Here is a 19,288-nt window from a genome sequence, read left to right on the forward strand (position 1 = left end):
GGCGCCCCCCCCCGGGGCGCGGCCCGCGGGGGCCGCGCGGCGCTCGCGCCACAGCGCCGCGAGCCGATCCGCGGCGGCGAGGAAGCGGCCGGGGGAGCGCAGCGTCAGGCCCCGCTCGTTGCCCGTCGTCGACATCGCGATCCGCCACCCGTTGCCCGGCTCGCCGATCACGTCCTCGTCGGGGACGAACACGTCGTCCAGGAACAGCTCGGCGAACGCCGGCTTCCCGTCGAGCCTGCCGATCGGGCGGACCGTGACACCGGGCGCCTTCAGGTCGAACATCAGATACGTCAGGCCCTGGTGCGGCTTCGGCGCGTCCGGGTCCGTACGGAAGATGCCGAAGGCCTTGTCGGCGAACGCGGCCCGCGAGGACCAGGTCTTCTGGCCGCTGAGCAGCCAGCCGCCGTCCGTGCGCACGGCCCGGGAGCGCAGCGAGGCCAGGTCCGAGCCCGACTCCGGCTCCGACCAGGCCTGCGCCCACACGACCTCGCCGCTCGCCATCGACGGCAGCACGCGGGCGCGCTGCTCGTCGGTCGCGTGGTCGAAGAGCGTGGGGGCCAGCAGGTTGATCCCGTTCTGCGTGACGCGGCCCGGGGCGCCCGCCGCGTAGTACTCCTCCTCGAAGACCAGCCACTTGAAGATGTCGACGCCCCGACCGCCGAACTCCTCGGGCCAGGACACGACCGCCCAGCGGTCCGCGTGCAGCTCGGCCTCCCACGCGCGGTGCGCGGCGAAGCCCTCCCCGGTCTCCAGGGAGGGCAGCGGCTCGGCCGGTACGTGCGCGGCGAGCCACGCGCGGGCCTCGGCCCGGAACGCGTCCTCCTCGGGGGTGAAGTCCAGGTTCATCGGGTGCCCGCCTCCTTCATCGACCGGACGTCCATGCCGCCCAGGGAGTCCGCCGCCGTCTCCGCGTTGTGCGCATGCGCCAGGTGGTGCAGGCCGAACACCGAGTCCATGCCGGTGTGCAGGCCCTGGAGGTCCTCCGCCTGGTTCACCGCGCGCTTGGTCAGGGCGAGGCCGAGGCGCGGCATCTCGGCGATCTTCCGCGCCAGTTCGTCCGTGCGTCCGGCCAGCTCGCCGCGCGCCACCACCCGGTTCACCATCCCGACCTCGTACGCGCGCCGGGCGCTCATCCGCTCGCCCGTGAACAGGAACTCCTTGGCGATGCGCGGCGGCATCACCCACGGGTGCGCGAAGTACTCGACGCCGGGGATGCCCATGCGCACGACCGGGTCCGCGAAGAACGCGTCCTCGCTCGCCACGATCAGGTCGCACACCCAGGCCAGCATCAGGCCGCCCGCCACGCACGCGCCGTGCACGGAGGCGATCACGGGCTTGGGCAGCTCGCGCCAGCGCCGGCACATGCCGAGGTAGACCTCCGACTCGCGGGCGAACCGGGAGTCGGCCCCCTGCTTGTCCGAGTGGTCCCACCACAGACCGGCCTTCCGCTCGAACGGGAGGTGGGCGTCCCGCTCCGGCGTGCCGATGTCGTGGCCCGCGGAGAAGTGCTCGCCCGCGCCGGAGAGGACGACGGCCTTCACACCGGAGTCCTCCGCCGCGCGGTAGAAGGCGGCGTCCAGGGCGTAGGTCATCGCCGAGTTCTGCGCGTTGCGGTACCGGGGACGGTTCAGCGTCACGTACGCGACCGGGCCCCTGACCTCGTACAGGACGGGCGAGGCGGGGTCGGACAGGTCGGGCTGCGGTGCGGGCATCGGATTCATCCTTCCCTAACAAGTGTTTGGTAGGTTAGCTTATGCGCATGGACAGCGTCGAGGACTTCCGGACCGGCTTTCGCAGCTGGCTGGAGCGTGAACTCTCCGGCGGATTCGCCTCCTTGCGGGGGAAAGGCGGACCCGGCCGTGAGCACGAGGCGTTCGCCGAGCGCCTCGAATGGGAGCGGCACATGGCCGCGCACGGCTGGACGTGCGTCGGCTGGCCCGAGGAGCACGGCGGACGCGGCGCGAGCCTCGCGCAGCAGATCGCCTTCCACGAGGAGTACGCCCTCGCGGACGCCCCCGCCCGGGTCAACCACATAGGCGAGCAGCTGCTCGGCCCCACCCTCATCGCCTTCGGCACCGAGGAGCAGAAGGCCCGCTTCCTGGAGCCGATCCGCCGGGTCGAGGAGCTGTGGTGCCAGGGGTACAGCGAGCCGGGCGCCGGCTCCGACCTCGCGGGCGTACGCACCCGCGCCGCCCTCAGCGAGGACGGCACCGAGTGGATCGTCGACGGACAGAAGACCTGGACGTCGCTCGCGCACGAGGCCCAGTGGTGCTTCGTGATCGCCCGCACCGAGCCCGGCTCGCGCCGGCACGCCGGACTCTCCTACCTCCTCGTGCCGCTGGACCAGCCCGGCGTCGAGGTCCGCCCCATCGTCCAGCTCACCGGCACCAGCGAGTTCAACGAGGTGTTCTTCGACGGCGCCCGCACCGCGGCCTCGCACGTCGTCGGCGCCGTCGGCGACGGCTGGCGCACCGCCATGGCCACCCTCGGCTTCGAGCGCGGCATCTCCACCGTCGGCCAGCAGATCGGCTTCCGCCGCGAGCTGACGGACCTGATCGCCCTCGCCGAGAAGAACGGCGCGATCGGCGACCCCCTGCTGCGCGACCGCCTCGCCCGCGCCTGGACCGGCCTGCGCACCATGGAGGCCAACGCGCGGCGCGGCGTCGACCCCTCCGTCGCCAAGCTCTACTGGGCCACCTGGCACCGCGACCTCGGCGAGCTCGCCATGGACATCCGCGGCGCCGCCTCCATGCTCGCCGAGGGCGAACCCTACGAACTCGACGCGTGGCAGCGCCTGTTCCTCTTCTCCCGCGCCGACACGATCTACGCGGGCTCCGACGAGATCCAGCGGAACATCATCGCCGAGCGCCTGCTCGGCCTGCCGAAAGAGGTGCGTGCATGACGACGCCGAAGTCCAGCGTTCCCGAGTACGTCCCCGGCCACCGGCTCCTGGAAGGCCGCACCGCCGTCGTCACCGCCGCCGCGGGCGCCGGCATCGGCGGCGCCACCGCCCGCCGCTTCCTGGAGGAGGGCGCCCGCGTCGTCATCAGCGACGCCCACACCCGCCGCCTCAAGGAGAGCGAGCAGGCCCTCGCCGAGGAGTTCGGCGCCGACCGCGTCTCCGCGCTCGCCTGCGACGTGACCGACGAGGAGCAGGTACAGGCCCTGTTCGCCCACGTCACCGAGGTCCACGGCGGCCTCGACATCGTGGTGAACAACGCGGGCCTGGGCGGCACCGCCGCCCTCGTCGACATGACCGACGAGCAGTGGACCCGCGTCCTGGACATCACCCTCAACGGCACGTTCCGCTGCACCCGCGCCGCCCTGCGCTCCTTCCGCGACACCGGCCGCCGGGGCGTCGTCGTCAACAACGCCTCGGTGATCGGCTGGCGCGCCCAGGAGGGCCAGGCCCACTACGCCGCCGCCAAGGCCGGTGTCATGGCCCTCACCCGCTGCGCCGCCCTGGAAGCCGCCGAGTACGGGGTCCGGGTCAACGCGGTGGCGCCGAGCCTCGCCATGCACCCCCACCTCGTGAAGGTCACCTCCGCCGAACTCCTCGCGGAGCTCACCGAGAAGGAGGCCTTCGGCCGCTACGCCGAGCCCTGGGAAGTGGCCAACGTGATGGTCTTCCTCGCCTCCGGCTACTCCTCGTACATGACCGGCGAGGTCGTGTCCGTGAGCAGCCAGCACGCATGAGCGCCTCGCCCGAGCGGCGGCGCCAGCTCCTCGACACCGCGGCCGCGGTGTTCGCCGCCCAGGGCTACGACGCCACGACCGTCCGCCGCATCGCGGACGCCGCGGGCATGCTCGCGGGCAGCCTCTACTACCACTTCGACTCCAAGGACTCGATCGTCGAGGAGATCCTGCGCGGCTTCCTCGACGAGCTCGCCGGGCGCTACGACACGGTGCTCGCCGCCGGACTCGGGCCGCGCGAGACGATGCGCGCCCTGGTCACCGAGTCCTTCCGGGAGATCGACCGGCACGGACCCGCGGTCGCCATCTACCAGAAGGAGTCCAAGACCCTCGCGGCCCGGGAGCGCTTCGCGTTCCTCGCCGCGTCCCAGAGCACGTTCGAACAGACCTGGCTGACCACGCTGAAGGACGGCGTGGCGGCCGGCGAGTTCCGGGCGGACCTCGACATCCGGCTCACCTACCGCTTCGTGCGCGACACCGTCTGGGTCGCCGCGTCCTGGTACCGGCCCGACGGCCGGCACAGCCCCGAGGAGATCGCCCGCCAGTACCTGGCGACCGTCCTGGACGGGATCGCCGCACCCGACCGATCAGACCATTCCCCAGCCCCGCAAGGATGAAGGAGCCGTCATGGCCGAGGCCTACATCGTCGAAGCAGTCCGCACCCCCGTCGGCCGGAAGAAGGGCGGACTGAGCGCCGTCCACCCCGCCGACCTGGGCGCCCACGTCCTCAAGGAGCTCGTCGCGCGCACCGGCGTCGACCCGGCCGCCGTCGAGGACGTCGTCTTCGGCTGCCTCGACACCGTCGGCCCGCAGGCCGGCGACATCGCCCGTACCGCCTGGCTCGCCGCCGGACTGCCCGAGGAGGTGCCCGGCGTCACCGTCGACCGGCAGTGCGGATCCTCCCAGCAGGCCGTCCACTTCGCCGCCCAGGGCGTCCTGTCCGGCACCCAGGACCTCGTCGTCGCCGGCGGCACGCAGAACATGTCGATGATCCCCATCGCGTTCGCCTCCCGGCAGGCCGCCGAGCCGCTCGGCCTCACCGACGGCCCCTACATCGGCAGCGAGGGCTGGCGCGCCCGCTACGGCGACCAGCCGGTCAACCAGTTCCACGGCGCCGAGCTCATCGCCGAGAAGTGGGGCATCACCCGCGAGGCCCAGGAGGCCTGGGCGCTCCAGTCGCACCAGCGCGCCCTGCGCGCCATCGACGAGGGCCGCTTCACCAAGGAGATCGTCGCGTACGGCGACGTCACCGTCGACGAGGGTCCGCGCCGCGACACGTCCCTGGAGAAGATGGCCGGCCTCAAGCCCGTCGTCGAGGGCGGCACCATCACCGCCGCCTGCTCCTCCCAGGTCTCCGACGGCGCCGCCGCCATGCTGCTCGCCTCCGAGCGCGCCGTCCGCGAGCACGGGCTCACCCCGCGCGCCCGCATCCACCACCTCTCCGTGCGCGGCGAGGACCCGATCCGGATGCTGTCCGCGCCGATCCCCGCGACCGCGTACGCGCTGAAGAAGACCGGCCTGTCCATGGACGACATCGACCTCGTCGAGATCAACGAGGCGTTCGCGCCCGTCGTCCTGTCCTGGCTCAAGGAGACCGGCACCGACCCGGCGAAGGTGAACGTGAACGGTGGCGCGATCGCCCTCGGCCACCCCCTCGGCGCGACCGGCACCAAGCTCATGACCACCCTCCTGCACGAGCTGGAGCGCACCGGCGGCCGCTACGGCCTGCAGACCATGTGCGAGGGCGGCGGCCAGGCCAACGTGACGATCATCGAGCGCCTCTGACGCTCCCGGCGTCCGCGGCGTCGCGTGGCGGCGGCCCGTCTCCCACTCAGCGGGAACGGGCCGTGGAGCACCGGGCCGGGTGGGGACAGGGTGTGGGCCATGACCCGTACGTCTGTTCCTCCCGAGCCCGGTGACGCGTTCGCGCTGCGGCGCCTCGCCGAGAACTACGCCCTCGCGGTCGACGCCCGCGACCCGGCCCTGTTCGACGCCCAGTTCACCGCCGACGCGCGGATCGTCGCCCACGAGGCCGACGGCAGCCTCCTGTGGGAGCGCGGCGGCAGCGCCGAGCGCGCCAAACTCCTCGACGACCTCTCCGTCTTCCCCCGCACCTTCCACCAGGTCGGCAACCACGTCGCCGAGATCACCGGACCCGACCGGGCCCGCGGCGTCACCTACTGCGTCGCCCACCACCTCGGCGCCGAGGGCGGCGACCTGCGCTGCCCCGTCCGCTACGAGGACGAGTACGAGCGCACCGCCGACGGCTGGCGGATCGCCGCCCGCGCCGTCTTCCCCCAGTGGTACGAGAGGAGCGAGACCCTGTGAGCGCACAGACCCCGCAGACCACCTCCTGGGACGAGACGGTCGACGTCCTCGTCGTCGGCTCCGGCGGCGCCGCCCTCACCGGCGCCTACAGCGCCGCCGCCCAGGGCCTCGACACCCTCGTCGTCGAGAAGACCGAGTACTTCGGCGGCACCACCGCCTACGCCGGCGCCTGCCTGTGGCTCCCCGGCAACCAGGCACAGGCCCGCGCCGGCGTCGAGGACAGCGCCGACCTCGCCCGCGCCTACTTCCGCTCCCTCGTCGGCGACGCCACCCCGCACGAACTGCAGGACGCCTACCTCGACGGGGCGGGCCCGCTCGTCGAGTTCCTCGAGCGCGACGAGCTCATCGACTTCGAGTACCGGCCGTTTCCCGACTACTACCCGGGCCCCGGCCGCTTCGACGCGGGCCGCGGCGTCTTCCCCGTACCGCTGGAGCGCCCCGAGGGCTCGGCCGAGCTCCTCGACGCGGTCCGCCCGCCGGCCTACGCCGAGCGTCTGCGACTGCCCGCCCCCGAAGGCCCGTTGGAGGACGGCCGGGCCCTCATCGGCCGGCTGCTGCTCGCCCTGCACGGCGCGGGCGGCCGCGCCGAGCGCCACACCGCGCTCACCGCCCTCGTCCAGGACGACACCGGCCGCGTCACCGGCGCCGAGGTGCGCACCGCCTCCGGCGGGACCCGGCGCATCGAGGCCCGGCGCGGCGTCCTGCTCGCCGCCGGCGGCTACGAGCGCGCCTCCGACCTGCGCCGCACCTGGGGCAACGGGCCGGGCGCCGACTGGACCATGGGCCCGGCCGGCGGCGGCACCGGCGACGCGCTGCGCGCCGCGACCGGGCTCGGTGCCACCGCCACGATGCTCGACGAGAGCTGGTGGTGCCCGTCCGTGCTGTTCCCCGACGGCAGCGCCGCGTTCGCCCTCGGCTTCCGCGCGGGTGTCTTCGTCGACGCGCAGGGCCGCCGCTTCGCCAACGAGTGCCTCTCCTACGACCGGATGGGCCGCGCCATGATGGCCGCGGGCGCCGGCGACCGGCCCGACCGGCCCGTGTGGTGGGTGTGGGACGCGGCGCACGGCGAGGAGCCGCCCGGCATCGTCCTCGTGCCCACCGACCGGGAGTCCTTCGAGCAGGCCGGGGTGTGGCGCACCGCCGACACGATCGAGGGCATCGCCGCCGAGATCGGTGTGCCGGCGGACGCGCTGGCCGCCACCGTCAAGACGTTCAACGGGTACGCGGCCGAGGGGCACGACCCCGAGTTCGGGCGCGGTGACGACCCCTACGACCGGTTCTTCACCGACCCGGAGTCGACCGCACCGAACCCGTGTCTGCGGCCGCTGGAGCGGGGGCCGTTCCACGCGGTGCGGATCGTGCTCGGTGACCTCGGCACGAAGGGGGGTCTCGGCACGGACGTCCACGCGCGGGTTCTGCGCGGTGACGGTTCCGTGATCGAGGGGCTGTACGCGGCCGGCAACACGGCGGCGAACGTCACCGGGCCCGTCTACCCCGGGCCCGGTGCCCCCATCGGCACGGGCATGGTCTTCGGCCACCGCGCCGCAACCCACATGGCCTCCGGCACCTGAGGGGGCGCCGCCGTTGGGGCCGGGGATCGTTCGCCGAGTGCCGCGCCGTCGTGGTTGCTCGCGCCCGCGCGGCGGAGCCGCACATGGACACAGCCCCGCGCCCCTAACGGGGCACATCGGCCCCGGCACCACGGCGTCGGCCGGGGGCAGTACAGCCATACGAATCAAGGAGGCGGAACACGATGTCCGATGAGCGAGGGCAGGTACTGGGAGGGAAGGTCGCGTTGGTCAGCGGGGCCGCTCGGGGGATGGGTGAGGCCATCGCCCGCGAGCTGGCGCGGCGCGGCGCACGCGTCGTGCTCGGCGACGTCCTCACCGAGCAGGGCGAGAAGACCGCCGCGTCGATGGGCGAGGCGGCCCACTTCGTGCCGCTGGACGTCACCGAGCCGGACTCCTGGGCGGCGGCCGTCGCCACGGCCACGGACCGCTTCGGCCGCCTCGACATCCTGGTCAACAACGCCGCGATCTACACGACGGCCCAGCTCGTCGACGAGACCGCCGAGCAGCTGGAGCGCCTGCTCAAGGTCGACCTGGTCGGCCCCTTCCTCGGGCTCCAGGCCACCGTGCCCGCCCTGCGCGCCGCGGGCGGCGGCGCGATCGTCAACATCTCCTCGCAGGCCGGCCTCCAGGGCATCATCGGCCACGGCGCGTACGGCGCCGCCAAGTGGGGCCTGCGCGGCCTGAGCCGCACCGCCGCCCTCGAACTCGGCGGCTTCGGCATCCGCGTCAACTGCGTGTTCCCCGGAGCCATCGACACCGCGATGACCGCCCACCTGGGCACCACCGACCACCCCGCGGCCGCGCTCGGCCGCATCGGCCGCCCCGAGGAGGTCGCCGCCCTCGTCGCGTTCCTCGCCTCCGACGACGCCTCCTATCTGACCGGCGCCGAGATCGCCGCCGACGGCGGCGCGACGGCCGGCCGGATGCCGGTGTTCGCCCCGCGCGGTGCGCAGGCCGACGCATGAGCCGCACCCCGCGCCCCGACGTGCAGGTCCTCATCGACGCCTGCACCGCCGCGTTCCCGCCGCTCGGCACGACCATGACCGACATCCGCGAGGTGCGGGCCTTCTTCGCCGCCCGCACCGCGCCCGAGCCGCCCCGGCTGCCCGCGCTCGACCGGGTCACCGACACCGACGCGCGCGGCGTCCCCGTACGGGTCTACGAACCGGGCGGCGGCCCGGACGCCCCCGTCGTCGTGTTCTTCCACGGCGGCGGCATGGTGCTGTGCTCCCTCGACTCCCACGACGGCTTCTGCCGCGAACTGGCCGCGGGCACGGGCGCGACCGTCGTCTCCGTCGACTACCGGCTCGCCCCCGAGCACCCCTTCCCCGCGGCCTTCGAGGACGCGTACACGGCGCTGCGCTGGGCCGCCGACACCCACCCGGGGCGCCCGCTCAGCGTCGCCGGGGACAGCGCGGGCGGCAATCTCGCCGCGGTCACCGCGCTGCTCGCCCGCGACCGCGGCGGCCCGGCGCTCACCGCCCAGCACCTCTACTACCCGATGCTCGACCCGGCCCGCGACACCGCCTCGTACACCGAGAACGCGCGCGGCTACTTCGTCACCGCCGACCACCTGCGCTGGTACTGGGAGCAGTACCTGACCGGCCCGGCGGACGCGCTCGACCCGCGGGCCACGCCCTTCGCGGCCCGTGACCTGTCCGGGCTGCCGCCCGCGTTCGTCGTCACGGCCGGCTTCGACCCGCTGCGCGACGAGGGCCGCCGCTATGCCGAGCTGCTGGCCGCCGCCGGGGTCCCGGTCGAGCACCACGGCTACGACGAGGCGTTCCACGGCTTCATGACCATGGGCGCGGAGGTGGCCATCCCGGAGGCGCGCGACGCGTGCGCCAAGGCGTTCGCCGCGCTGCGGAACTGAGCGCGGACAGACGGGAAGGGGCCGGCGGGGTACACACCCCCGTCGGCCCCTTCGTTCGTAGGCCGCGCCGCGCCGCGCCGTGCCGTCAGCTCAGCAGCTCGAAGCCCTCGTAGCCGTCCGCAGCGACCTTCTCGATGATGTCCCCGTACGCGCCGAACCCGCCGACGAACGGCATGAACACCCGCGGCTTGCCCGGGATGTTGGCGCCCAGGTACCAGGAGTTCGCCGCCGGCATCAGCGTGCCGTCGGCCCGCCTGCGGCACTCCTCGACCCAGCCGTCGACCGCCGGGGTCCGCGCCTCCACGCCCGCGTGCCCCCGCTCCGACAGATGCGTCAGGAGGTCCGCGATCCAGTCCACGTGCTGCTCCCCGCACAGGATCATGTTGGCGAGCACCGACGGGGAGCCGGGACCCGCGATGTTGAACAGGTTCGGGAAGCCGTCGACGCCGAGCCCGAGGTACGTGCGCGGACCGGCCGCCCACGCCTCCTTCAGGGTCCGCCCCTCGCGGCCCGTGATGCCGATGCGGTCGAGGGAGCCGGTCATCGCGTCGAAGCCGGTCGCGTACACGAGGACGTCCAGCTCGACCAGTTCACCGCCCGCGAGCCGCACCCCGGACGCCTCGATCCGCTCGATCGGCGTCGCCTTGAGGTTCACGAGGCGCACGTCGTCGCGGTTGTACGTCTCGTAGTAGCCGTCGTCCGTCACGATGCGCTTCGTGCCGATGGGGTGGTCGGTGGGGACCAGGAGGTCGGCGACGGCCGGGTCGTCGACGACCGCCCGCACCTTCTCCTCCCAGAAGGCGCGCGCCACGTCGTTCGCCGCCCTGCTCGTGACCTGGTCCGGGAACGTCTTGGAGTACAGCACCCCGCCCAGCCGCCACCGCTCCTCGAACGCGGCCCGCCGCTCCTCGGCCGCCGCCTCCAGAGTGTTCAGCGGGTGCGCCATGTGCGGGGAGCCGCCGCCGGAGCGCCGCGACAGCGCGCGCCGCTCGGCGTACGAGGCCTTCTGCGCCGCCCGCTCCTCGTCGCTCAGCGGCTTGTTGCCCGCCGGGATCGAGTAGTTGGCGCTGCGCTGGAACACGGTCAGGTGCGCCGCGTCCTCGGCGATCAGCGGGATCGACTGGATGCCCGAGGAGCCCGTGCCGATCACGCCGACCCGCAGCCCCGTCAGGTCGACGCCCTCGTGCGGCCACTGCCCCGTGTGGTACGAGGCCCCGGCGAAGTCGGCGACGCCCTCGATCTGCGGTGTGTGCGCCGTCGACAGACAGCCCACGCACGTCAGCACGTACCGGGCCTCCACGACCCGGCCGTCGTCGGTGCGCACCGTCCAGCGCAGCCGCTCCTCGTCCAGTTCGGCGGAGACGACCGAGGTGCCGAACGTGAAGTGCCGCAGCAGGTCGTGGCGTTCGGCGACGTGCTCGACGTAGCGCAGGATCTCCGGCTGCGTCGCGTACTTCTCCGACCAGTCCCACTCCTGCTCCAGCTCCTTGTCGAAGGAGTACGAGTAGTCGACGGACTCCACGTCGCAGCGGGCGCCCGGGTACCGGTTCCAGTACCAGACGCCGCCGGGTCCTTCGCCGCGCTCGAACCCGGCGACGGTGAGACCGAGGGCGCGCATCCGGTAGGCGGCGTAGAGGCCGGAGAAGCCGGCACCGACGATGACGACGTCCACCTGTTCAGGCATGACGGGTCCTTTCGTGAGACGTTCGGAAAGAGGTCCGAGGGGGAGGGGATGGGAGGGGGCGCCGCGCGTCAGACCAGCGCCAGGTTCCGGCGGTGCCAGGCCGAGGAGCCGAGCAGCCGGGCCGCCGAGTGGGCCCGCTTGAACCAGCGGTGCGCCGGGTGCTCCCAGGTGATCGCGATGCCGCCGTGCAGCTGGATCGCCTCACCGGCGATCCACTCGAAGCTCTCGCAGCACGCCGCCTTCGCCGCGCCCGCGGGCACCTCGCCGTCCACCGCCGCGGCCAGCAGCGAACGCGACGACTCCAGCGAGGTGAACATGTCGGCCAGCCGGTGCTTGACCGCCTGGAACGAGCCGATCGGGCGCCCGAACTGCTCCCGGTCCTTCGCGTACCGGAGCGTCGACTCGAACGCGACGGACGCCCCGCCCACCGCGTCCGACGCCAGCACCAGCGCGCCCGCCTCCAGGGCGGCGGCCAACGCCGTTGCGGCCCCGCCGAGTTCGCCCACCGGCACGCCCTCGGCCCGGGTCAGTTCGAGCCGCCACTGCGGCCGGCTGTCGTCCATCACCGGCACCGCCGTGAGCGTGACCCCCTCGGCGTCGGCCGGGACCAGGAACAGGCTCGGCCCGTGGTGCTCGGTGCGCGCCACGACGAGAAGCGTGTCGCCCGCAGCCGGCAGATGCTCCTTCACGCCGGACAGCCGCCATGCGCCCCGCACCAGCGCCGCGCTGGTGCGCTGGCGCCCGGTGTCCCACTCGGCGTCCTTCTCGGCCCACGCGAGCGACGTTGTGCGCGAGCCCTCCGCGAGTTCCGGCAGCAGCCCCGCGCACACCTCGGTGTCCCCGCTCGCCAGCAGCGCGGCCGGCACCAGGACGGCACTGTCGAGGAACGGCACGGGACTCAGTGCCCGGCCCAACTCCTCGCCGACCACCGCCAGTTCGCCCGGCCCGGCGCCGAAGCCCCCGTACTCCTCGGGGATCGCGAGCCCCGCCACGCCGATCTGCCCGGCGAGCGGCTCCCAGGCCGCCGCGCCCTCGTGCGCGGCCAGCACCTGGCGGACCGCCGCCGCGAGCTCCCGCTGTTCCGGTGTGCGTGCGCCGCTCATCCGGCCACCTCCTGTGCGGCCCGCGCGCGCAGCGCCGGCTTGTCGACCTTGCCCGCCGCGTTGTGCGGCAGTTCCGCGAGCGGCAGGAACCGGCGCGGCACCTTGAAGTTCGCCAGCCGCTCCCGCGCCCAGCTCGTCAACTCCGCGTCGTCCGGCTGCTGTTCACCGTGCGCCGGCACGCAGAACGCGATCCCGACCTCGCCGAGCCGCCGGTCGGGCGCGCCGACCACCGACACGTCCGAGAGCCGCGGATGCGTGCGCAGCACCTGCTCGATCTCGGCCGGATACGCGTTGAACCCGCCGACCACGAACATGTCCTTCAGCCGGTCCGTGATCGTCAGGAAGCCCCGCTCGTCCAGGACCCCGACATCGCCGGTGTGCAGCCAGCCGTCCGCGTCGACCGCCTCCGCCGTCGCCTCCGGATCGTCCAGATAGCCGCGCATCACGTGGAAGCCCCGGGTCAGGATCTCGCCCGGCTCACCCGGCACCGCGGACTCGATCCGCAGCTCCGTGCCCGGCAGCGCCTTGCCCGAGGTGTGCGCGAGCCGCTCCGCCGACTCGGTGGGCGGACAGATCGCCACCGTGCCGTCGGACTCCGTGAGCCCGTACGCGGTGAACACAAGGCCCGCGCCCAGCTGTTCACGGATCTCCTCGATCAGCGTCGTCGGGATGCCGGCCGCGCCGGTCCCCGCCATCCGCATCGAGTCGACGGCGAACCCGGCCCGCCGCGGATGGTCCAGCACCGCGCGGAACACCGCCGGCGCGCCCGTCAGGACACTGACCCGCTCGGTCGCGATCCGCCGCAGCGTCCGCTCCGCGTCGAAGACCTGCTCCGGCAGCATCGTCGCGCCCACCCGCAGACAGGCGAGGATCCCCGCCTTGTAGCCGAAGGTGTGGAAGAACGGGTTGACCAGCAGATACCGGTCCCCGCGCGTCAGCGTGACGCCCTTCGCCCACTCCGTGTACACGCGCACCGTCTGCCCGTGCGTGGTCAGCACCCCCTTGGGGCGCCCCGTCGTCCCGGACGTGAACAGGATGTCCGCGACGTCGTCCGGGCTCACCGCCTCGGTCCGGGCCCGCCGCGCCGCGCCGTCCACCTCGCGGGCGCGGCCCAGGAAGCCGGCCCAGGCGCTCTCGTCGTGCAGGATCACGACCCGGTCCAGGTCCGGCAGCTCCTCCCCGGACTCCGCGAGCATCCTCGCGTAGTCGGTGCCCAGGAAGTCCGTCTCCGTGAACAGCACCCGGCAGCGCGCCCGGCGCAGCATGTCCGCCGCCTCCCGGGCCCGGTAGCGGGTGTTCACCGGGACGAGCACCCCGCCCGCGGCGAGCGCGCCCAGCGCGGCGACGACCCAGCGCGCACTGTTCGGCGCCCACAGCGCGACCCGGTCGCCCGGCGCGAGACCCTGCGCCATCAGCGCCCGCGCGGCCTCGTCGACCGCGTCCCGCAGCGCCTCGAAAGTCCAGCTCTCGCCCTCGTACCCGAGGGCCTCGTCGTCGCCCCAGGCGTCGGCCGCCCAGTCCGCGAGTCCGGCGATCGTCAGTGGCCCGTCCATCCGGCGCACCCTCCTCAGAAGTCCGTACGCCGGGGAGGTTCGCAGAGCCTGGGGCGGTGCGGCAGCCGCGCCTTCCCACTCACCGGGAAGTGACCGTCGCAGCGGGCCGCGCCCCCCGCCTACGGTCACGGCACCCGGGCAACAGCCACCGACAACAGAGCAGTGAGGAGCGGGCGCGATGCTCACCGAGCAGGAACGGCACAAGGCCGCCGAGGCGCTGGCCGCGGCGGAGGCGGCACGCGCGCCGATCGCGCCGCTGACGGAGACCTTCCAGGGACTCACCGCCGTCGACGCGTACGAGATCCAGCTCATCGGGATCCGCGAACGCGTCGCCGCGGGCGAGCGGGTGCACGGCCACAAGGTCGGCCTGTCCTCGCCCGTCATGCAGCAGATGATGGGCGTCGACGAGCCCGACTACGGCCACCTCCTGTCCACCATGGAGCTGACCGAGGACACCCCCGTCCCCGCCGCGCGCTACTGCGCCCCGCGCATCGAGGTCGAGATCGGCTTCGTGCTCGGCGAGAGCCTGCCCGGCGAGGACTGCACCGTCGCCGACGTGCTGGCCGCCACCGAACGCGTCGTCCCCGCCCTGGAGCTCATCGACTCCCGGATCGCGGACTGGCGCATCTCCATCGGCGACACCATCGCCGACAACGCCTCCTCGGCCGGATACGTCGTCGGCGCCGGCCGTGCCCCCGCGGGCCTCGACCTCAGGGCCGTCGAGGCCCGGCTCACCGACGACACCGGCACCGAGCTGGCCACCGGCCGCGGCGACGCGGTGCTCGGCGACCCCGCCGAGTCCGTCGCCTGGCTGGCCCGCACCGTCGCCCGGTTCGGCGTGCGCCTGGAGGCGGGGCACCTGATCCTGCCCGGCTCCTGCACCCGCGCCGTCGACATCGCGCCGGGCCGCACCTACACCGCCGACTTCACCGGGCTCGGCTCGGTGTCCCTTTCCTTCGAATGACCTTCGAGTGACCCTTCGAGTGAGGCTGAGTATGACGACCGTACGGAAGAAGGCGACCGCCGCCATCGTCGGCTCCGGCAACATCGGAACCGACCTTCTCTACAAGCTCCAGCGCTCGGAGCTCATCGAACCCCGCTGGATGATCGGCGTCGACCCGGCCAGCGAGGGCCTCGCCAAGGCCCGCGAGGCGGGCCTCGACGCGAGCCACGAAGGCGTCGACTGGCTCCTCACCCAGGACGAGCTGCCCGACCTGGTCTTCGAGGCCACCAGCGCCTACGTGCACGCCGCGAACGCCCCGCGCTACAAGGAAGCCGGCATCCGGGCCATCGACCTGACGCCCGCCGCCATCGGGCCCGGCGTCGTACCGCCCGCCAACCTGACCGCGCACCTCGACGCCGACAACGTCAACATGGTCACCTGCGGCGGCCAGGCCACCATCCCCATGGTGTACGCCGTCTCCCGCGTCGTGCCCGTCGCCTACGCCGAGATCGTCGCGTCCGTCGCCTCCGTGTCGGCGGGCCCTGGAACCCGGCAGAACATCGACGAGTTCACCCGCACCACCTCGCGCGGCATCGAGCAGATCGGCGGCGCCGAACGCGGCAAGGCCATCATCATCCTCAACCCGGCCGAGCCGCCCGTGATCATGCGCGACACCGTCTTCTGCGCGATCCCCGAGGACTGCGACCACGAGGCGATCGTGCGCAGCGTCAAGGAGGTCGCCGCCCAGGTCGCCGAGTACGTGCCCGGCTACCGGCTGCGCGCCGACCCGCAGTTCGACGCGCCCCGCCCCGAGAACGGCGGCATGGCCCGCGTCGCCCTCTTCCTCGAGGTCGAGGGCGCCGGCGACTTCCTGCCGCCCTACGCAGGAAACCTCGACATCATGACCGCCGCCGCGACCCGCGTCGGCGAGGAGTTCGCCCGCCGCATTCAGCAGGGGAGTGGCAAGTGACCATCGAAGCGCCCTACTCGGCGGAGCTCGACCTCCGCGTGACCGACTCGTCGCTGCGCGACGGCTCGCACGCCCACCGCCACCAGTTCACCGCGGAGAACGTCCGCTCGATCGTCACCGCGCTCGACGGCGCCGGCGTCCCCGTCATCGAGGTCACCCACGGCGACGGACTCGGCGGCTCCTCCTTCAACTACGGCTTCTCGCACACCCCCGAGCAGGAGCTCATCAAGACCGCCGTCGAGGCCGCCGAGCGCGCCAAGATCGCGTTCCTGATGCTGCCCGGACTCGGCGTCAAGGACGACATCCGTGCCGCGCAGGCCAACGGCGCCGACATCTGCCGCATCGCCACCCACTGCACCGAGGCCGACGTCAGCGAGCAGCACTTCCAACTCGCCCGCGAGATGGGCCTGGAGACCGTCGGCTTCCTGATGATGGCGCACGCCACCACTCCGGAGAAGCTCGCCAAGCAGGCCCGCATCATGGCCGACGCCGGCTGCCAGTGCGTCTACGTCGTCGACTCGGCCGGCGCCCTCCTCATGGACGACGTCACCGACCGCGTCTCGGCCCTCGTCGCCGAACTCGGCGACGACGCCCAGGTCGGCTTCCACGGCCACGAGAACCTCGGTCTCGGCGTCGGCAACTCCGTCGCCGCCGTGCGCGCGGGTGCCCGCCAGATCGACGGCTCCACCCGCCGCTTCGGCGCGGGCGCCGGCAACACGCCCGTCGAGGCGTTCGCCGCCGTCGCCGAGAAGTCCGGCTGGCGCACCGGCATCGACGTCCTGAAGATCATCGACGTGGCCGAGGACGTCGTACGGCCCGTCATGGACGACGAGTGCCTCCTCGACCGGATGTCCCTGCTCATCGGCTACGCGGGCGTCTACTCCTCGTTCCTCAAGCACGCCGACCGGCAGGCCGAGCGCTACGGCGTCTCCGGCGCCGAGATCCTCCTCGAAGCCGGCCGCCGCAAGCTCGTCGGCGGCCAGGAGGACCAGCTCATCGACATCGCCGTCTCCCTCGCCGCCCGTTCCTGAGACCTCCGGAAGAGACCTGAAGAGAAGGGTGTGAAGAACATGACCACCGACAACGACGTCCGTGTCATCGAGACCGGCACCGCCCCGGTCCGCTTCGCCCGCGGCTGGCACTGCCTGGGCCTCGCCGCGGACTTCCGTGACGGCAAGCCGCACGAGATCGAGGCCTTCGGCACCAAGCTCGTCGTCTTCCAGGGCGAGGACGACGGAGAGCTCCACGTCCTCAACGCCTACTGTCCCCACATGGGCGGCAACCTCGCCCACGGCACCGTGAAGGGCGACACCGTCGCCTGCCCGTTCCACGACTGGCGCTGGTCCGGCGACGGCAAGTGCGCCGCCATCCCGTACGCCCGCCGCGTCCCGCCGCGCGCCCGCACCCGCACCTGGCACGCCATGGAGCGCAACCGGCAGCTCTTCGTCTGGCACGACCCCGAGGGCAACCCGCCCCGGCCCGAGCAGGACATCCCCGAGATCGCCGGCATCCACGGCCCCGCCGAGGAGACCGCGCAGTGGTCCGACTGGCAGTGGAACACCATCACCATCGACACCAACTGCCGCGAGATCGTCGACAACGTGGTCGACATGGCGCACTTCTACTACATCCACTACTCGTTCCCCGTCTACTTCAAGAACGTCTTCGACGGGCACGTCGCCACCCAGTACATGCGCTCCGAGCCCCGCCCGGACATCGACCTCGGCTCCCTGTCCACCGGCTCCCTGCGCTCCGACGCCTCCTACTTCGGCCCGTCGTACATGATCGACTGGCTGTACACGGAGGTCGCGCCGGGCGTCGAGATGGAGTCCGTGCTCATCAACTGCCACTACCCGGTGGGCCCCGACCGCTTCGTCCTCCAGTACGGGGCCATGGTCAAGAAGCTCCCCGGCATGAGCGACACCGAGGCCGCCGAGGCCGCCCGCCTCACCAGCGAGGGCCTCGCCGTCGGCTTCGAGCAGGACGTCGAGATCTGGAAGAACAAGACCCGCATCGACAACCCCCTGCTCACCGAGGAGGACGGCCCCGTCTACCAGCTGCGCCGCTGGTACGAGCAGTTCTACGTGGACGCCGCCGACGTCAAGGACGAGATGGTGCGCCGCTTCGAGTTCGAGATCGACACCCGCCGCGCAAACGAGAACTGGCGCGCCGAGGCCGAGGCCAACATGGCCCTCCGCGCCGCCGCCACCGCCCAGCCCACGGAAGGAGACGGGGCATGACCCCCGTCGTCTGCGACACCTGCGGCAACCAGGTGCTCTGCGAGAAGTACAGCCCGGCCCACCTCCAGATCCAGTGGACGGCCGACACCGCCGCCGCCTGCCCGCGCATCGCGGCGCAGGCGGCCGGCTCCGCCGGGACCCCCGCCGCACGGGTCCCGGACTGCACCGCCCTGCGCACCGCGATCGACTCCGCCGTCGACACGGGCCGGCTGGAGGTGACCCGGCGTGAGCAGCCCTGACCTCCCGGGCGGCCCGCGCACCCTGAGCCTGCGCGTCGCCGAGATCGTCCCGGAGACCGAGGACGCCGTCACCGTCGTCCTCGACGCCCCGGAACTCACGTACGCGCCCGGCCAGTTCCTCACCCTCCAGGTGCCCGGCGGCCACGCCCGCTGCTACTCCCTGTCCAGCTCCCCGCACACCGGCGAACTGCCCCGGGTCACGGTCAAGCACGTGCCCGGGGGCACCGGCTCCCGCTGGGTCTGCCAGGAACTGCGGGCCGGCGACACCGTCACCGCGCTCGCCCCCGCCGGCACCTTCACCCCGGCCGACCTCGACACCGACCTGCTGCTCGCCGCCGCGGGCAGCGGCATCACCCCGGTCCTGTCGATCGCCGCGTCCGTCCTCACCGCCGGCACCGGCCGCGTCACCCTGCTCTACGCCAACCGCGACGAGCGCTCCGTCATCCTGCGCGGCGCGCTCCAGGAGCTGGCCGCGGCCCACCCCGGCCGGCTCACCGTCCTGCACTGGCTGGAGTCGCTCCAGGGCCTGCCCGCACCGGCGGCCCTCGGCCCGCTCCTCGCCCCGTACGCCGACCGGCCCGCCTACCTGTGCGGCCCGGCCCCGTTCATGGACGCGGCCGAGGCGGCCCTGCGCGGCGCGGGCGCCGCCACCGTCCACCGGGAGCGGTACTTCTCGCTCTCCGGCGACGTGTTCACCGCGCCCGTGCCCGCGGCTTCGGCCTCGGCCGGTACGGGCCCCTCCTCCACCGCCGTCGTCAGCCTCGACGGGGAGACCCACGAGGTGGCCTGGCCCGAGGACACCCCGCTCCTTGACGCGCTGCTCGCGGCCGGCGTCGACGCGCCGTTCTCCTGCCGGGAGGGCGCGTGCGCGGCCTGCACGTGCCGGATCGTCACGGGCGACATCACTCTGATCCGCAACGAGGTCCTCGACGAAGAGGACCTGAAGGAGGGCTACGCCCTGGCCTGCCAGGCGCTGCCGCGCAGCGAACGGGTGTCGGTCGAGTATTGAGCGCGGGCCGGTGGGGGCTGGTCGCGCAGTTCCCCGCGCCCCTTCGGGGAGATGCGGCGCGAAGCGCCATGCATCTCAGGGG

The 19,288-nt window shown here is 73.2% G+C and carries 19 protein-coding genes; 14 read left to right on the plus strand and 5 right to left on the minus strand.

The features are described 5' to 3' along the window. Both ACFW9D_RS31270 and ACFW9D_RS31275 read right to left on the minus strand, forming a co-directional pair. A partial coding sequence (locus tag ACFW9D_RS31270; protein ID WP_384627480.1) for an acyl-CoA dehydrogenase family protein occupies nt 1-846 on the minus strand: 846 nt, incomplete at its 3' end. Then, the gene (locus tag ACFW9D_RS31275; protein ID WP_188339475.1) at nt 843-1,712 is read right to left on the minus strand and encodes an enoyl-CoA hydratase; all 870 of its coding nucleotides are present in this window, start codon (nt 1,710-1,712) and stop codon (nt 843-845) included. The genes ACFW9D_RS31275 and ACFW9D_RS31270, both read right to left, overlap by 4 nt. A 47-nt stretch (nt 1,713-1,759) precedes the next feature. Between ACFW9D_RS31275 and ACFW9D_RS31280 the strand changes: the two genes are divergently transcribed. The 8 genes from ACFW9D_RS31280 (at nt 1,760) to ACFW9D_RS31315 (ending at nt 9,465) form a co-directional block, all read left to right on the plus strand. Continuing rightward, complete coding sequence (locus tag ACFW9D_RS31280; RefSeq protein WP_384627483.1) at nt 1,760-2,902, plus strand: acyl-CoA dehydrogenase family protein; 1,143 nt, start codon at nt 1,760-1,762, stop codon at nt 2,900-2,902. After that, the gene (locus ACFW9D_RS31285) at nt 2,899-3,696 is read left to right on the plus strand and encodes an SDR family oxidoreductase (RefSeq protein WP_384627485.1); all 798 of its coding nucleotides are present in this window, start codon (nt 2,899-2,901) and stop codon (nt 3,694-3,696) included. Before ACFW9D_RS31280 ends, ACFW9D_RS31285 begins: the two co-directional genes overlap by 4 nt. Further along, nucleotides 3,693-4,310, plus strand: coding sequence for a TetR/AcrR family transcriptional regulator (locus ACFW9D_RS31290; RefSeq protein WP_188339478.1), 618 nt, complete (start codon nt 3,693-3,695; stop codon nt 4,308-4,310). The genes ACFW9D_RS31285 and ACFW9D_RS31290 overlap by 4 nt, the downstream gene beginning before the upstream one ends. A 10-nt stretch (nt 4,311-4,320) precedes the next feature. Continuing rightward, nucleotides 4,321-5,478 (plus strand): acetyl-CoA C-acetyltransferase, encoded by a 1,158-nt coding sequence (locus ACFW9D_RS31295; RefSeq protein ID WP_384627488.1) that lies wholly within the window; start codon nt 4,321-4,323, stop codon nt 5,476-5,478. Between the two features lie 99 nt (nt 5,479-5,577). Next, on the plus strand, nt 5,578-6,021 hold the full coding sequence (locus ACFW9D_RS31300) for a nuclear transport factor 2 family protein (RefSeq protein ID WP_188339480.1): 444 nt from the start codon (nt 5,578-5,580) through the stop codon (nt 6,019-6,021). After that, entirely contained in the window at nt 6,018-7,592 is a 1,575-nt protein-coding gene (locus ACFW9D_RS31305; protein WP_384627491.1) for an FAD-dependent oxidoreductase, read from the plus strand. Before ACFW9D_RS31300 ends, ACFW9D_RS31305 begins: the two co-directional genes overlap by 4 nt. A gap of 182 nt (nt 7,593-7,774) precedes the next feature. Beyond that, nucleotides 7,775-8,557, plus strand: a complete 783-nt coding sequence (locus ACFW9D_RS31310) for a glucose 1-dehydrogenase (RefSeq protein WP_384627493.1) — start codon at nt 7,775-7,777, stop codon at nt 8,555-8,557. After that, on the plus strand, nt 8,554-9,465 hold the full coding sequence (locus ACFW9D_RS31315) for an alpha/beta hydrolase (protein WP_223206171.1): 912 nt from the start codon (nt 8,554-8,556) through the stop codon (nt 9,463-9,465). The genes ACFW9D_RS31310 and ACFW9D_RS31315 overlap by 4 nt, the downstream gene beginning before the upstream one ends. Nucleotides 9,466-9,550: 85 nt before the next feature. Here the strand turns inward: ACFW9D_RS31315 and ACFW9D_RS31320 are convergent, their stop codons facing one another. The 3 genes from ACFW9D_RS31320 to ACFW9D_RS31330 form a co-directional block, all read right to left on the minus strand. Beyond that, nucleotides 9,551-11,149, minus strand: a complete 1,599-nt coding sequence (locus ACFW9D_RS31320) for a flavin-containing monooxygenase (protein ID WP_384627496.1) — start codon at nt 11,147-11,149, stop codon at nt 9,551-9,553. A 68-nt stretch (nt 11,150-11,217) separates the two neighbouring features. After that, nucleotides 11,218-12,252, minus strand: coding sequence for an acyl-CoA dehydrogenase family protein (locus ACFW9D_RS31325; protein ID WP_384627498.1), 1,035 nt, complete (start codon nt 12,250-12,252; stop codon nt 11,218-11,220). Beyond that, the gene (locus ACFW9D_RS31330; protein ID WP_384627501.1) at nt 12,249-13,805 is read right to left on the minus strand and encodes a FadD3 family acyl-CoA ligase; all 1,557 of its coding nucleotides are present in this window, start codon (nt 13,803-13,805) and stop codon (nt 12,249-12,251) included. The genes ACFW9D_RS31325 and ACFW9D_RS31330 overlap by 4 nt, the downstream gene beginning before the upstream one ends. Before the next feature lie 178 nt (nt 13,806-13,983). Between ACFW9D_RS31330 and ACFW9D_RS31335 the strand changes: the two genes are divergently transcribed. Genes ACFW9D_RS31335 through ACFW9D_RS31360 form a run of 6 tightly spaced genes read left to right on the plus strand, consistent with a single transcriptional unit; the run spans nt 13,984 to nt 19,206 of the window. Further along, entirely contained in the window at nt 13,984-14,769 is a 786-nt protein-coding gene (locus ACFW9D_RS31335; RefSeq protein ID WP_384627504.1) for a 2-keto-4-pentenoate hydratase, read from the plus strand. Nucleotides 14,770-14,800: 31 nt separating this feature from the next. Further along, the gene (locus ACFW9D_RS31340; RefSeq protein WP_384627507.1) at nt 14,801-15,718 is read left to right on the plus strand and encodes an acetaldehyde dehydrogenase (acetylating); all 918 of its coding nucleotides are present in this window, start codon (nt 14,801-14,803) and stop codon (nt 15,716-15,718) included. After that, on the plus strand, nt 15,715-16,749 hold the full coding sequence (gene dmpG, locus ACFW9D_RS31345; RefSeq protein ID WP_223206172.1) for a 4-hydroxy-2-oxovalerate aldolase: 1,035 nt from the start codon (nt 15,715-15,717) through the stop codon (nt 16,747-16,749). The genes ACFW9D_RS31340 and dmpG overlap by 4 nt, the downstream gene beginning before the upstream one ends. A 39-nt stretch (nt 16,750-16,788) precedes the next feature. Continuing rightward, nucleotides 16,789-17,958 (plus strand): Rieske 2Fe-2S domain-containing protein, encoded by a 1,170-nt coding sequence (locus ACFW9D_RS31350; protein WP_188339488.1) that lies wholly within the window; start codon nt 16,789-16,791, stop codon nt 17,956-17,958. Continuing rightward, entirely contained in the window at nt 17,955-18,197 is a 243-nt protein-coding gene (locus ACFW9D_RS31355) for a hypothetical protein (RefSeq protein WP_384627510.1), read from the plus strand. Before ACFW9D_RS31350 ends, ACFW9D_RS31355 begins: the two co-directional genes overlap by 4 nt. Next, nucleotides 18,184-19,206 carry a ferredoxin--NADP reductase gene (locus tag ACFW9D_RS31360; RefSeq protein WP_188339490.1) on the plus strand — a complete coding sequence of 341 codons (1,023 nt, stop codon included), beginning with the start codon at nt 18,184-18,186 and terminating at the stop codon, nt 19,204-19,206. The genes ACFW9D_RS31355 and ACFW9D_RS31360 overlap by 14 nt, the downstream gene beginning before the upstream one ends. Nucleotides 19,207-19,288 lie beyond the last annotated feature (82 nt).

Origin of the sequence: Streptomyces sp. NPDC059524, from assembly GCF_042749255.1 — a bacterium.
GTDB classification, from domain to species: domain Bacteria; phylum Actinomycetota; class Actinomycetes; order Streptomycetales; family Streptomycetaceae; genus Streptomyces; species Streptomyces xanthii.